This is a genomic window from Kribbella jejuensis (assembly GCF_006715085.1).
Classification (GTDB): domain Bacteria; phylum Actinomycetota; class Actinomycetes; order Propionibacteriales; family Kribbellaceae; genus Kribbella; species Kribbella jejuensis.
In genome coordinates this window covers 1,477,352-1,490,876 of the sequence record NZ_VFMM01000002.1, presented here as the reverse complement: position 1 = coordinate 1,490,876, position 13,525 = coordinate 1,477,352, and the positions used below count along the sequence as shown (strand labels likewise).

The following is a 13,525-nucleotide window of genomic DNA, read 5'->3' as shown; positions in this document are numbered from 1 at the left end:
AAGCGGCCAAGTAATGTCAGGCCTATGAGCGCTTGGGCCGAGCTGGGGGACCGCACGTGGGTTCGGCGGTATGACGAATGGGATCTGAACGTCGGTTTGGTCGTCGGTGTGGACGGGGCGCTGGTGATCGACACCCGGGCGACCATCGAAGAGGCCGAGCAGTTGCGCGAACAGATCCGCGAGCTCACGGACCTGCCGGTGAAGTGGGTTGTCAACACGCATGCCCATTTCGACCACGTGAACGGCAACAGCGTCTTCGAGGGTGCCGAGGTCTACCTGCACGAGAACGCCGCCGCCGAGGAAAAGCTGGCCGGTACGACGTTCGCCGCCGCGAAGGTGATCGACCTCGGCGACCGGCGGGTCGAGCTGCTCTGGGTCGGCAACGGGCACACCTCCGGCGACGCGGTGGTCGCCGTACCGGACGTGCACGTGTTCTTCGTCGGCGACCTGCTCGAGGAGTCGGCGCCGCCGTCGTACGGCGAGGACTCGTTCCCGTTGGAGTGGCCGGACACGATCCAGGCCGTGGTCGGCATGATGCCGCAGGACGTGCGGATCGTCCCGGGTCACGGCGCGGTCGTCGACCTGGAGTTCGCGCACGACCAGGCGATCGAGCTGGGCAAGGTCGCGAACACCATCTCGACCCTGCACCACGCCGGTACGTCGCTCGAGGACGCGCTCAAGCACACCGACGACTGGCCGTGGCCGGTCGACAAACTCCAGGACGCGATCCGCCGCGGCTACGCCGTCCTCGGTACGCCGCAACGCCCGAGCCTCCCGCTGCTCGGCCCCGGATAGGTAATTGTCCGTTGACATGACGTCATCCGGTCCCGCAACTTGTTCGCAACGGACATCGCCCGACCGGATGGGGTGGGACTCATGGCCATACAAACGGTTCATCCCGACGGACGCGTCGAGCTAGCGGATCCGGAAGCTCTCCGAAGCAGTCCGTACGCGAACGCCGAGCTCGCGCCGACGCGGTTGCCCGAGCGGACCTGGACGACGTACAACTACGCCGCCTTGTGGATGGGGATGGCGCACAACATCCCGAGCTACCTGCTCGCGTCCGGGCTGGTCGCGCTCGGGATGAACTGGCTGCAGGCGTTCCTCACGATCACGCTCGGGAACCTGATCGTCCTGGTCCCGCTGTTGCTGAACAGCCATGCCGGCACGAAGTACGGCATCCCGTTCCCGGTCTTCGCGCGCGCCTTCTACGGCGTCCGCGGCGCGAACTTCCCGGCGCTGCTGCGCGCGTTCATCGCCTGCGGCTGGTTCGGGATCCAGACCTGGATCGGCGGGCAGGCGATCTTCGTGATCGTCGGCGAACTGTTCGGCAAGGGCTGGACGAACGCGTCGGCGATCGGCGGGCACCCGTGGACGATGTGGCTGAGTTTCCTGTTCTTCTGGGTACTGCAGATGGCGCTGATCTTCCGCGGTATCGAGGGTCTGCGCCGGTTCGAGAACTGGGCCGCGCCGCTGGTGACGATCGCGTTCCTGGCGTTGATGGTGGCGGTCCTGGTGAAGGCCGGCGGCTTCGGGCCGATCCTGTCGCAGCCGTCCAAGCTCGGCTGGGACGCCGACTTCTGGAAGATCTTCGCGCCGTCGCTGATGGGCATGATCGCGTTCTGGGCGACGCTGTCGCTGAACATGCCCGACTTCACCCGGTTCGGTAAGGGCCAGCGGGCGCAGGTGTGGGGCCAGATCATCGGCCTGCCGACCACGATGTCGTTCATCGCACTGGTCTCGATCATCACCACGTCCGGCACGGTGGTGCTCTACGGTTCGGCGATCTGGGACCCGGTCGAGCTGACCCGCCGGTTCCAGAACCCGGTGATCGTCACGATCGGCCTGATCATGGCGATCCTGGCGACGATGTCCTGCAACGTCGCGGCCAACGTGGTGAGTCCGTCGTACGACTTCGCGAACGCACTGCCGCGCTGGCTGAACTTCCGCACCGCGGGCCTGCTCACCGGCGTGGTCGGGATCGTCATCCAGCCGTGGCGGCTGATCTCGGACCCGTCGATCTACATCTTCGTATGGCTGTCGTTCTACGGCGGCCTGCTCGCGTCGGTGGCCGGCGTACTGATCGCGGGGTACTGGCTGATCGACCGGACGAACCTGCAGCTCGCCGAGCTCTACAAACCCGGCGGCCGCTACTGGTACTCCGGCGGCTGGAACTGGCGCGGCGTCGTCGCGACGCTGTTCGGCTCGGTGCTCGCGGTCGGCGGCGCGTACTCGAACCCGGGCGCCGGTCCGTTCCCGCAGAACGGCCTGATCCCGTTCCTCAAGCCGCTGTACGACTACTCGTGGGCGGTCGGACTGGTCGCCGGATTCCTGGCGTACTTCGTCCTCACGCTCACCGCGCCGAGCCGACAGTCAACGGCCACGCATGCGGCTCCAACTTATTAGAGTTGGCGCGTGGCTGACAGGTATGGGAACGACGTCCTCGCGGGCGACTGGCGCAAACCCAAGAACGGGCGGACCGTCGAGGTCGAGATCGAGAAGGGCATGGTCGTCGAGGAGCCCAGCTCCGGGTTCGTCGGCGCGATCGTGCGCTGGGAGCACGGCGTCGTCGACCTCGAGGACCGGCACGGGAAGATCCGTACCTACCCGCTCGGCCCGGGGTTCTGGCTGGACGGCAAACCGGTCAGCCTGAAGCCGCCGAAGAAGGCCGGACCGGCGAAGAAGACCCGGACGGCCTCCGGATCGGTGGCCGTGGACAACGTCCGGGCGAAGGTCGCGCGGGCCGGCCGGATCTACGTCGAGGGCCGGCACGACGCCGAGCTGGTCGAGAAGGTCTGGGGCGACGACCTGCGGATCGAGGGCGTCGTGGTCGAGTACCTCGAGGGCGTCGACGACCTGGTCGAGATCGTCAACCGCTTCCAGCCCGGACCCGGCCGGCGGCTCGGCGTCCTCGTCGACCACCTGGTCGAGGGCTCCAAGGAGTCCAAGATCGCGGCCCAGGTGAACAACCGGTACGTGCTCGTGGTCGGGCACCCGTTCATCGACATCTGGGAAGCGGTCAAGCCGCCGTCGGTCGGGATCAAGGCCTGGCCGAAGGTGCCGCACGGGCAGGACTGGAAGAAGGGCGTGCTGCAGGCGTTCGGCTGGCCGGCGACCGACCAGGCCGACGTCGCGGCGGCCTGGAAGCACATTCTGTCGAAGGTGAACAGCTTCGCGGACCTCGACCCGGCGCTGCTCGGCCGGGTCGAGGAACTCATCGATTTCGTGACCCTGGACTGATTTCCGGCATCCGGTTCTCCAGCCAGGTGCGGATCCGGCGGCGGGCGCGGCGGACGTACCAGGTGATCACGCCGAGGACAGCACTCAATGTCAGCACCACACCGGCCAACAGACCAGCAAGCACAGAATCCACTGCCGCCGCGACGACCAGCAGCACCACACCAACAGCTGCTGTTGCCGCCGGCAACCATGGCTGGAAGATCGTCGGCCGGGGCGCCGGCGTGAGTTTGGCGCCGCGGACCATCCGTTCCCACACCGTCTGCCGCGCCGGCTCGGTGAACCAGCGCGCGGTGCGCAGCAGCCACGAACCGGGCTGATGCTTGCGGCCCGCGGCCGCCTTGACCCAGTTGCCGACCTGCGGACCGAGACCGCCCGACACGTCGACCATCCGGTCCGCGAGCCCCTTGGTGATCGCACGGCCCTCGGGCGACTCGTTCAGCTCGTCCCGCATCGTCACCAGCGCGGCGATCCCGGCATCGACCGGGAAGTCCCGGGCCAGCCGTTCGATCCGTTCGGCGACCTCGGTCAGCTGCCAGCCCTCGGCCTGCAGCACCTGGCGCTGGGTCTCGCGGATCCAGTCCGCGTCCGCGCCGAGCATCGCACCGAGATGCGCGACGCAGTGCAGGCGGCCCATCAGCCAGTCCCAGCGCCGCCAGTCGGCCGCACCGAACGCGCCGAAGTGCCCGACCTGGGTGCCGTACAGGATCCGGTCGTTGAGCTGGTTCGCGATCGACCCTTCCTGCAGCTCGTCGAGGACCGCGAGCGGGATGTCCGGACCGAGCCGCAGGAACTGGAACGGCGCACTGCGCTGCTGCGGCGTGCGTGCCGACGTACACCTCGAGACGATCTCCACCTCGAGCGCAGTGTCGACGAGATCCCACCCGATCACCTGGACGAGTGCCGCGAACGCGTCGCCGAGTGTGCGCTGCACCTGCAACTGCTCGAAGATGTCGTTCAGCCCGACCGCGACCGCTTCCGCGCCACCGGCCGGCCGCAGGTCGAGATGGGCAGCGGCCAACTGTACGTCGAGGGCGTCGCGAACCGCCTGCACCTTCAGCAGGCAGTCGCTCGCCGCGGTCAGCCGCTTCTCCAGCTCGGCACGCTCCTCGTGTGGGGCGGTGCTGACCTGGGTCCGCAACGAGCGCAGGATCAGCCGGACGATTCGCTCGGCCGCACCGGTCCCCCACAACCAGCTCGGGTTGCCCTCGGCATCGTCATGCAGAACGGCCGTCGACCCGTCCGGATCAGGCACCCACGGGTGATCGGTCCGCAGGATGTCGTCGATCTCGTTCTCGGAGAGCGCGGTCGCGGCGTCCAGCACGGTCGACTGGTCATGACTCGCGATCGTCACGGCCTCCCACACGCCACCGGCCGCGCGACCCCGCGAGTACGCCGGCTGCAACGCCGTCGCCGCCGCCTGCAGCCGGGCCCGCTCTGCTGGTTGCGCCAGGCAACGATCGAAGAGCCGCTGGGTGTCGGACCAGGAGGCGTCCGCCTCCAGCAGCAGGCGTTCGAGCTGCTCGACGTCCGACCGGAAGTCGACCTCGCGCGGGAACTGCACCGCGGAGAGCGCGGCCACTCGCCAACTCGGCTGCTTCGCGGCAGGCAACGCCGTCGAGGCGCGGCCGATCCCGGCGGACGGTACGACGTACAGGACGTACCGCGTCGCCTTGCCGTTGACCGGACGGCGGGCGACGACGTCGAGTACCGGGCCGAACGGGGCGTTGTCGAGGACGCCCCCGTCGATCAGCCACGCGCCGGACTCGACCGGCTGCGGCCGCATCCGGGGCGGTTCCGCGGCCAGCTCCGGCGTCTCCAGTACGGGGCCGAACGCGGCCGGGAACGACGCCGACGCGCGGGCGGCCCGCGCCAGCAGTTCGGTGTCCTTCAGCCCGTTCTTCTGCTGGGTGGTGAACCTGCGGTGCGTACCGTCGTACGTCGGCGCGTCCTCGCTGGTGAACCCGTACAGGTAACGATGGTCGGGTACGACGAACGCCTGCCCCGCCGCGTCCTTCGCCTCGAACTGCTGCACGCCCAGACCGGACGCGGTCACGAACAACGTGACAGGCTCTTCGGCAGCACTCTCGCCCGCGTCGGCAACTCCTTTGAGCAACTCCTCGACCTGCCGCAGGAAGTACGTGCCGTCGAGCACCGACGGCGACTTCACGCCCGCGGCCGGGACGAGCTTGCCGACGTCGAGCGAACCGAGCGCGACCCACTTCTGCCGCAGCCACGGCCCGTCGTCGCCGTCCGGATCCAGCGTCGACCCGTTCGCGATCGCGGTCGCGAGCAACGATCCGTTCAGGCCGCCGGCACTGGTCCCGGCGATCACGTCGACGACCACGCGCCGCCGTTCCTCGCCCCGCCGGCACAGCTCGCGCCAGCGGTCGGCGATCACGGCGTCGTACGGCTGTGGCTTCGGTGCCTCCGCACCGCCCGACGCGCGGCGGATCAGATCCAGCTCGTGCGTCACCCCGCCCATCCAGACCGCGAGGCTGACGCCGCCGTTCAGTACCAGCGCGATCCGGATCTCGTGGTCACTCATCCGACAGATTTACCACGGTTCGGCGCCGCCCGCAGCGGAGAGTGAACGACCTGTTGTCGCGATCTGCACGGAGGGTCATTCTGTTCCTGGGGGTGGTCGTCATGCGCTGGTGGGCTGTGACGGTTTCCGTACTGATGCTGCTGGTCCCGGGGTGCTCCGACACGTCCGGCGACAACAGCAGTGGTACGGCTCCGCCGGCCGTGACCGTGACGACCGAGGACACGAGCGAACCCGTCCCCGAGCCGACCGGCGCCGAGCCCACGCAGACCCGGCAGGACAAGCCGTCCATCCAGATCGCCTCGCTGCCGATCGGCGGTGTCCCGGAGGACGGCGCGAACTGCAACCCGATCAGCTGGCTGGCCGGCGACATCCCGAACGGCGTCACGATCGAACTCGGTACGCCGACGTTCGACCCGCCCGGTGTCTTCACACTGGACCAGACCGGCTGCCCCGCGAGCTCCCAGTCCTGCGAGGGTCTGCTGTGGACGTCTCAGGACCTCCCGCAGTGCTGGGTCGGCTTCAAACAGGTCGGTACGGAAGGCACGGTCACGCTCGTCATCCCGGCGACCGCGACCTGCGAGACCGAGCGCCAGTGCGCGAAGCTCAAGTCGCTGGGCGGCAGCCAGATCACGCTCACTGCGCAGCCGCCGGTGACGCCACCGGCCACCGAGACGCCGACGAGTTGACCGATGGCCGACGACCGGTCGCAGCTCGAGCGGTGGGTGAGCTTTGCCGCCGGGATCGTCGCGCCGGTGACGCTGCTGAGCGCGTTGCTGTTCTACTTCGGGTACGTCTCCGCGCGTTCGCAGTACGAGTACTTCGGGATCGACGTCGACACGATCGGACTGAGTACGCAGGACTACGTGATGCGCAGCCCGCAGCCGTTGCTCGTCCCGCTGCTGGTGATCACGCTGCTAGCGGTCGCGGGACTCCTGCTGCACAACGCGATCCACCCGACGCCTCTCGCCGTACGCCGGGCCGCGCGGATCGCCGTACTGGTGCTGATCGTCGGCGTGATCGGCCTGCTCGCGTATCCGCTGATCGGCGGCATCCCGTACTACGCGCTGATCGTCCCTGCGGTCATCGGCCTGGCCGCCGCGGCGCTCGCCTACCTCACGTACCTCCGCCGCAAGGCCGACCCGGCCGTCGGCCCGCAGCGCATCCTCATCGCCCTGCTCGCGATCGCCACCACGACCTGCGCGTTCTGGGCAACGGCGACCACCGCGCAGTACTCCGGCCGCGGTCTCGCCAAGTCCGACGCGCGACACCTGAACCGCTTCCCGGTCGTCATCCTCGACACCAAGGAACGCCTGTCGCTCCGCTCGCCCGGCATCGAGGAAACCACCCTCCGCCCGAGCACCGGGCAAACCTTCAATTACCGCTACCGAGGCCTTCGCCTCCTGGTCGTCGGCCAGAACCGACTGTTCCTCGTCCCGCAGACCTGGACCGCCTCCAACACCACCGTCGTCCTCCCGCTCGACGACTCGATCCGCGTCCAGTTCCAGTTCCAGAACGACCCGCCGTAGTGCGCCGGATGGTTGCGCGGCGGGTCTGCCGAACCCATCCTGAACAGGTGCCCAACGACGCGCTCGTCAAGCTCTCGGCCGACCTTCGCGACGATCTGGCGGGGTTGTACAAGGACCTGCACCGCAATCCCGAGTTGTCGCTGCAGGAGGTCCGGACCGCGCGGATCCTCGCGCAATGCCTGCGCGACGCGGGCGCGGACGAAGTCGTCGAGCAGGTCGGCGGCACGGGTGTCGTCGGCGTCCTCCGCAACGGCGACGGTCCCGTGGTGATGCTGCGGGCGGACTTCGACGCACTGCCGGTCGAGGAGAAGACCGGCCTGGAGTACGCCAGTACGGTCCGGGCCACCGACCGCGACGGGCACGAGATGCCGGTGATGCATGCCTGCGGCCACGACATGCACGCGGCCTGTCTCGCCGGCGCCGCCCACCTGCTGGCGCAGGCCCGCGACAGCTGGCGCGGGACGGTGCTCGTGGTCTTCCAGCCGGCCGAGGAGCTCGCGATCGGTGCCCGGGGCATGGTCGAGGACGGGCTCTTCGACCGCTTCCCGAAACCCCGGATCGTGCTGGGGCAGCACGTCGGACCGCTCCCGGCCGGTTTCATCGGCTACGGGACCGGACCGGTGATGGCGGCCTCCGACTCGGTCAACATCGTCCTGCACGGTCGCGGCGCGCACGGCTCGCGGCCCGAGGCAGCGATCGACCCGGTGCTGATGGCCGCGAACGTCGTCACCCGGCTGCAGGGCATCGTCGCCCGCGAGGTCCCGGCGGCGCAGCCCGCCGTCGTCACCGTCGGGCGGCTGCAGGCCGGCACCAAGGAGAACATCATCCCGGAGACCGCCGAGCTCGGTGTCAACATCCGCACCTACTCGCCGCAGGTCCGCGACCTCGTCCGCGCCGCGGTGGAGCGGATCGCGCGGGCCGAGTCGCAGGCGAGCGCGGCGCCGAGCGAGCCCACCATCGACTGGTTCGCCAGTGCGCCGATGCTGATCAGCGACCCCGACGCGACCCGGACGACCCTGGCCGCGATCGGCGACCATTTCGGGCCCGAGCGCATCCTGCCGATCCCGGTCGTCAATGCGAGCGAGGACGTCGGCGTGTTCGGCGAGGTGCTCGGCGTCCCCACGGTCTTCTGGTTCTGGGGCGGCCTCGATCCCGCCGTCGCCGGACCGGCCTTCCGCGAAGGTCGAGAGGACGAACTGCCCAGCAACCATTCGCCGTTCTTCGCACCACTCCTCGAGCCGACGCTCAGCACCGGCGTGGAGGCCCTGACCGTCGCCGCGCTGACCTGGCTCGACGACCGACCCGCTGCCGACTGACCTGCTGCTAGCCGGCGAGCCCTGCCAAGGCGGCGACGACGAGCGCCTGGGTGCCGGTGTCGAGGGTGGGTTGGACGACGGGCGCGAAGTTTGCCGAGTGGTTGACCGGGATGTCCTGCGCGACGCGGCCGGCCTGTTCGGCTGCCCGGTAAGTGTCGGCGTCGATGCCGCCGATTCCCCAATAGGTGTATGGCGCGCCGAGGGCGGTCGGGATATCGCTGAAGTCCTCGCTCGCACTTTGCTGCGGGAGCGGGCCCGAGCGATCACCGAAGTAGTCCTCGAACGCGGCGGCGACCCGGTCGGTGACGTCATTGTCGTTGTCGGTGAGGGGATAGCGGTCGAAAAGCTCGAATTCGGGTTCCTTCGGCGACCCGGACGCCTCGCATTCGGCGCGGACGATCCGCTCGATCGCGTCCAGGACGGTCGAGCGGGTGTGCTCGTCGTAGGTGCGGACGTTGAGTTGGAGCACCGCGTGGTCGGGGATGACGTTGCTCTTCGTCCCGGCCTGGAGGCTCCCCACCGTCAGGACCGCGGTGTCGCCGGGCGCGACCTCGCGGGAGACCACGGTCTGCAGCCGCATCACGATGCTGGCCGCCAGTACGACGGGGTCGACGGCGGCCTGTGGCATCGAGCCGTGCGCGCCCCGCCCATGGACGGTGATCCGCATGCTGTCGGCGGCGGACAGCGTCGGGCCTGGCCGGCTCTTGACGAGGCCGGACGGGAACGGCAGTACGTGTTGAGCCATCGCCACATCGACGTGGGGCACGATCGAAGCCAGCCCGCCCTCGACCATCGCCCTCGCACCGTCCGCAGTCTCCTCAGCGGGCTGGAACAGCGCGACCAAGGTGCCTGACCATTGCGCCCGCGCCTGCGCCAGCAAAGTGACCGCACCGAGCAGGCAGGTTATGTGCACATCATGACCGCAGGCGTGCATGAGCGGGACGCCGTCGTCCGTAACTTGCCTGCTCGCGTATGGCAGTCCCGTCGCCTCGAGCACCGGCAGCGCGTCCATATCCGCACGCAGCAGCACGCACCGGCCGTCCCCGTTGCGCAGAATCCCCACGACGCCTGTGCCTCCGACCTTGTCCTGGACCTCGCAGCCGGCCTCCCGCAGTCGAGCGGCGACACTACTCCCCGTCCGCCACTCCTGGTGTGAGAGTTCGGGATGGGCGTGCAGGTCGCGATAGAAATCCTCCTGCCACGCCCGGACGGACGCGAGGCTGTCGAGAACTGCGGTCGGCGCGGTGTCGGGCATATCTCCATGATGCGCTCACCTCATCGCCTTCGGCTCGAGCGAATGGACCTGCGGCGGAGCTGGGCCGGGGCGCGGCAGTACGACGACGTCACCATGCCGGCAGCTTTCGTCGGACACGGCAGCCCGATGGTGCCCGAGCCGCTCGGCAACAAGAAGACGGGCTGAACGCGGTCGCCGGCGGGGCGCATCTCGACCAGCTCAGCTGCGAGTTGCGAGGCCCGTAACCTCCGACGCGCTTCACCAGGGCGTGAGTCCGGTAGACAGGATGCGTGAGCACTGCTTCGGCCACCTTTCTGGTTCTGGACCTGACCGGCACCTTCGCGTTCGCCCTGAACGGCGCGCTGACCGCACTGCGGGTCACCCGGGTCGATATCGTCGGTGTGGTCACGCTCGGGATGCTCACCGCACTAGGTGGTGGAATCGTGCGCGACATCCTGCTGGGGGCGCTGCCGCCGGCGACGTTCAACGACTGGCGGTACCTGACGGTCGCGGCCGCCGGTGCCCTCGTCGCGTTCGGGTTCGGCCGCCGCCTCGATCGACTCGCCACGCCGGTCCTGCTGCTGGATGCTGCGGGGCTGAGCCTGTTCGCGGTCAGCGGCGCGCTCAAGGGTCTCCAATTCGGGGTCGGCTTCGGCCAAGCGATCATCCTGGGCACGATCACCGCCGTTGGCGGTGGAACGCTGCGAGACGTTCTCATCCGCGAGATCCCGTCGGTACTCACCAGCGGCCTGTACGCCATCCCCGCGTTGCTGGGCTCACTCGTGGTCGTCTCTGCCGACCGGTTCGGAGCGGTGGGTCTCCCCGCCGCGCTCGTCGCGGCGGCCTTCTGCTTCGTCGTTCGAATGCTCGGAGTGCGCTACGACCTCAACGCACCGGAGCCTCCGGATACCAAGCGCAGAACATGACCGAAGCAACCCCAGTTCCGCGGCGGAAACAGTGTTCCCGACCTCAGGCGGGCTGCACTTCCCTGCCTGCAGGCCCCCTTGCTGCGTTCCGCACCGATTCGCTGACCACCACACCGACGACGTTTTGGTCGATGGAAAGGGCCGGCCGCCAACCGATGGCCTCGCGCAGCACATCGCTCCGATGAAGGCGTACGTGCGGTCGATTCACCTCGGACGCGACCGCTGACTATCAGCTAGGCGCTGTCGCGGATGACGAGTTCGGTGTCGTAGATCTCCGCGGTGGTGTGCTCCTCGCCGGCGATCTTCGCGAGCAGGATCTCGGCCAACCGGGAGCCCAGTTGCTCGACGGGCTGGCGAACCGTGGTCAGTTTCGGAGTGGTCGTGGTCGCGAGGACCGAGTCGTCGAAGCCGACGACCGCGACGTCCGCCGGAACTCGGCGGCCGCTCTGGGAGAGCACGCGGAGGGCGGCGGTCGCCATCAGGTCCGATGCGACGAACAGGCCGTCCAGGTCCGGGTGGTCGTCCAGCAACCGCAGCGCCGCCTGCTCACCACCGTCCGGGGTGAAGTCGCCGTACGCGACCATCGCGGGCAGCCCGGCCTCCTTCATCACTTCCTGGTAGCCGGTCAGCCGGTCGATTCCGGCGGTCATGTCGAGCGGTCCGGCGATCGTCGCGATCTTCCTCCGGCCGATCGAGAGCAGATGCTGGACGCCGGTCCGCGCGCCGGCCACGTTGTCGACGTCGACACTGGCCACCGGTACGTCGACGCCGAGCGGCCGCGCACTGAACACGATCGGCAGCGGCAGCTGCGCCAGCTCCTGCAGGATGTTGTCCCGCCCGTGGTGGCTGATGATGATCGCGCCGTCCACATGCCCGCCGCGCAGGTACCGCAGCAGGCGCTGGTCGTCGGCCTCGGCCGGTTCGAGCAGCAGCACCAGCTGCGATGGCGTCGGCGCGAGCGTCCGGCTGACCCCGCTGAGCATCCGGGCGAAGAACGGGTCGGAGAACACCCGGCTGTCGGGTTCCGGTACGACGATCGCGACCGAGTCGGTCCGCCGGGTGACCAGCGCGCGGGCCGCCCGGTTCGGTACGTACCCCAGCTGCAAGATCGCCTGCTCGACCGCGGCAACCGTGTCCGGCAGCACCTTCGGCGAGCCGTTCACCACCCGCGAGACGGTCGCCCGTGACACCCCGGCGAGTGCCGCGACCTCTTCCAGAGTCGGAGAACCAGACCCGTTCATCGGCCCTCCCTTTAGTTGACACTGCTCTCGATCGGCCCGCGTTCACACCGTAATACGTCGCCGGTCGATCGTGCGTCAGACGTCCGCCACCGGCCAGGGTGTGTTGGGCTCAGCTTCCGACGCGGGTGTTCGCGACCTTGTACGCCTCGGCCAGCGCCTGTTTCCAGGCCGCGTCCGGGGCCTGTTTGCCGGCGTCGACCCGCGCCAGTGCGGCGCTGAAGATCTGGTTGATCTCGCCGTCCCGCGGGCCCTTGTGCTGCTTGAGGATCACACTGCGCGCGCGGTTCACGAAGATCTGCCCGACCGGTGCGTTGTTGAAGTACGGGTTCACCTGCGACTTCACCTGCGGGTCGTCGTACGCGTCCAGCGTGGACGGGAACGAGCCGATCTTCTTGAACACCTTCACCTGCTGCTCCGGCGCGGTCAGCCAGGCCGCCAGCTTCGCCGCCTCCTCCGGGTACGGCGACTGCGCCGGGACGGTCAGGTACGAGCCGCCCCAGTTGCCACCGCCGCCGGGGAACACGTCCGCGACATCCCACTTGTTCTTGCCGTAGCTGCCCGCGTTGTCCTGGATCACGCCGAGCAGCCAGCCCGGGCAGGCCATCGTCGCGAACTTGTCGGTCCGGAACGATGCGTTCCAGGCGTCGCTCCAGGCGGGCAGACCGGCGGACAGCCCGTCCTTGCTGCCGGCCACGACCTGGTCCCAGGTGCGCTTGAGCCGCGGGTTCTGGTCGGCGAGGAACAGGTCCTGGTTCGAGTAGTACGCCTGGATCAGCTGGTTCCGCATCGCCTCCCAGGTCAGCACCGCGGAGTCGTACCAGGCCGAACCCGGGACCCGCTGCTTGAACTTCCGGCCGGTCGCGAAGTACGACGGCCAGTCCTGGAACAGCTTCGCCACCTCGGCGCGGTCGGTCGGCAGGCCGGCCTTCGCGAACAGGTCGCGGCGGTAGCAGATCGCCTCCGGCCCGATGTCGGTGCCGTAGCCGATGATCTTCCCGTCCGGTGTGGTCGCGCCGTCGAGCTTCCAGTCCAGCCAGCGGTCCTTCAGGTCGTCCGCGCCGTACTGACGCAGGTCGACGAACTTGTCCGCCTTGGCCAGGTACTTGTAGATCCAGCTGACCTCCATCGCCTCGATGTCGGCCAGGCCGGTACCGCGGGCCAGGTTCGCGTCCAGGTTCTTCACGTGGTCGTCGACGGTCTTCGCGCGCTGCTCGACGATCGTGATGTTCGGGTGCTGCGCCTCGTACTCGGCGTAGAGGTCGGCGTACCCGAACTCGTTGAAGGTGGCGACGGTCAGCTCGATCTTCGGGCCGTCGGCGGACCTGCCGGCGGTGTCCGTCGTACCGGAACCGCCACCGCAGGCGGCGACCAACAGGATCCCGGCAGCGGCGAGCAGGCCGGCTACGGGGCGATAGCGGGCACTGGGCCGCATGGCTGAAAGCTCCCTGGAACTCGGACGGGGGTTGAGAGCGCTCTCGGATCGCGAAAGTGAGCTGA

At 68.9% G+C, this 13,525-nt stretch carries 12 protein-coding genes; 8 read left to right on the top strand and 4 right to left on the bottom strand.

All coding sequences use genetic code 11. The annotated features are described in order from the left end of the window. Positions 1–24 precede the first annotated feature (24 nt). The 3 genes from FB475_RS27225 to FB475_RS27215 all read left to right on the top strand — a co-directional run bounded on the left by FB475_RS27225 (position 25) and on the right by FB475_RS27215 (position 3,240). Positions 25–795, top strand: a complete 771-nt coding sequence (locus FB475_RS27225) for an MBL fold metallo-hydrolase (protein WP_141859395.1) — start codon at positions 25–27, stop codon at positions 793–795. 81 nt (positions 796–876) lie between these two features. Then, entirely contained in the window at positions 877–2,406 is a 1,530-nt protein-coding gene (locus FB475_RS27220; RefSeq protein WP_141859393.1) for an NCS1 family nucleobase:cation symporter-1, read from the top strand. Between the two features lie 9 nt (positions 2,407–2,415). Beyond that, entirely contained in the window at positions 2,416–3,240 is an 825-nt protein-coding gene (locus tag FB475_RS27215; protein WP_141859392.1) for a DUF3097 domain-containing protein, read from the top strand. On the opposite strand, the gene FB475_RS27210 is transcribed toward FB475_RS27215, so the two are convergent. Further along, a complete protein-coding gene (locus FB475_RS27210; protein ID WP_141859390.1) occupies positions 3,215–5,785 on the bottom strand; it encodes a DUF3376 domain-containing protein in 2,571 nt (856 codons plus the stop codon). The two genes, FB475_RS27215 and FB475_RS27210, sit on opposite strands and share 26 nt — an antisense overlap. A gap of 101 nt (positions 5,786–5,886) precedes the next feature. Between FB475_RS27210 and FB475_RS27205 the strand changes: the two genes are divergently transcribed. The 3 genes from FB475_RS27205 to FB475_RS27195 are packed head-to-tail and all read left to right on the top strand — an operon-like array spanning position 5,887 to position 8,627. Beyond that, a complete protein-coding gene (locus FB475_RS27205; RefSeq protein ID WP_141859388.1) occupies positions 5,887–6,471 on the top strand; it encodes a hypothetical protein in 585 nt (194 codons plus the stop codon). A 3-nt stretch (positions 6,472–6,474) separates the two neighbouring features. Next, positions 6,475–7,311, top strand: a complete 837-nt coding sequence (locus FB475_RS27200) for a hypothetical protein (protein ID WP_141859386.1) — start codon at positions 6,475–6,477, stop codon at positions 7,309–7,311. Positions 7,312–7,358: 47 nt separating this feature from the next. Continuing rightward, positions 7,359–8,627, top strand: coding sequence for an amidohydrolase (locus tag FB475_RS27195; RefSeq protein WP_238332442.1), 1,269 nt, complete (start codon positions 7,359–7,361; stop codon positions 8,625–8,627). Positions 8,628–8,634: 7 nt separating this feature from the next. Here FB475_RS27195 and FB475_RS27190 read toward each other — a convergent pair whose 3' ends face one another. Continuing rightward, positions 8,635–9,882: an amidohydrolase gene (locus FB475_RS27190; RefSeq protein WP_141859382.1), complete on the bottom strand. Its 1,248-nt coding sequence runs from the start codon at positions 9,880–9,882 to the stop codon at positions 8,635–8,637. Positions 9,883–9,924: 42 nt separating this feature from the next. Here FB475_RS27190 and FB475_RS38210 point away from each other — a divergent pair, with 42 nt between their 5' ends. Both FB475_RS38210 and FB475_RS27185 read left to right on the top strand, forming a co-directional pair. Continuing rightward, complete coding sequence (locus FB475_RS38210; protein ID WP_272952103.1) at positions 9,925–10,047, top strand: hypothetical protein; 123 nt, start codon at positions 9,925–9,927, stop codon at positions 10,045–10,047. A 104-nt stretch (positions 10,048–10,151) separates the two neighbouring features. Further along, a complete protein-coding gene (locus FB475_RS27185; protein WP_141859380.1) occupies positions 10,152–10,787 on the top strand; it encodes a trimeric intracellular cation channel family protein in 636 nt (211 codons plus the stop codon). Between the two features lie 233 nt (positions 10,788–11,020). Here the strand turns inward: FB475_RS27185 and FB475_RS27180 are convergent, their stop codons facing one another. Both FB475_RS27180 and FB475_RS27175 read right to left on the bottom strand, forming a co-directional pair. Continuing rightward, positions 11,021–12,028: a LacI family DNA-binding transcriptional regulator gene (locus FB475_RS27180; RefSeq protein WP_141859378.1), complete on the bottom strand. Its 1,008-nt coding sequence runs from the start codon at positions 12,026–12,028 to the stop codon at positions 11,021–11,023. 109 nt (positions 12,029–12,137) lie between these two features. Then, on the bottom strand, positions 12,138–13,460 hold the full coding sequence (locus tag FB475_RS27175) for an ABC transporter substrate-binding protein (RefSeq protein ID WP_141859377.1): 1,323 nt from the start codon (positions 13,458–13,460) through the stop codon (positions 12,138–12,140). Positions 13,461–13,525 lie beyond the last annotated feature (65 nt).

Excerpts from the sequence above, each read along its gene's own strand:
- FB475_RS27220 (WP_141859393.1), top strand. The coding sequence starts at position 877 with ATGGCCATACAAACGGTTCATCCCGACGGACGCGTCGAGCTAGCGGAT.
- FB475_RS27225 (WP_141859395.1), top strand. The coding sequence starts at position 25 with ATGAGCGCTTGGGCCGAGCTGGGGGACCGCACGTGGGTTCGGCGGTAT.
- FB475_RS27180 (WP_141859378.1), bottom strand. The coding sequence starts at position 12,028 with ATGAACGGGTCTGGTTCTCCGACTCTGGAAGAGGTCGCGGCACTCGCC.
- FB475_RS27190 (WP_141859382.1), bottom strand. The coding sequence starts at position 9,882 with ATGCCCGACACCGCGCCGACCGCAGTTCTCGACAGCCTCGCGTCCGTC.
- FB475_RS27200 (WP_141859386.1), top strand. The coding sequence starts at position 6,475 with ATGGCCGACGACCGGTCGCAGCTCGAGCGGTGGGTGAGCTTTGCCGCC.
- FB475_RS27205 (WP_141859388.1), top strand. The coding sequence starts at position 5,887 with ATGCGCTGGTGGGCTGTGACGGTTTCCGTACTGATGCTGCTGGTCCCG.
- FB475_RS27175 (WP_141859377.1), bottom strand. The coding sequence starts at position 13,460 with ATGCGGCCCAGTGCCCGCTATCGCCCCGTAGCCGGCCTGCTCGCCGCT.
- FB475_RS38210 (WP_272952103.1), top strand. The coding sequence starts at position 9,925 with ATGGACCTGCGGCGGAGCTGGGCCGGGGCGCGGCAGTACGACGACGTC.
- FB475_RS27210 (WP_141859390.1), bottom strand. The coding sequence starts at position 5,785 with ATGAGTGACCACGAGATCCGGATCGCGCTGGTACTGAACGGCGGCGTC.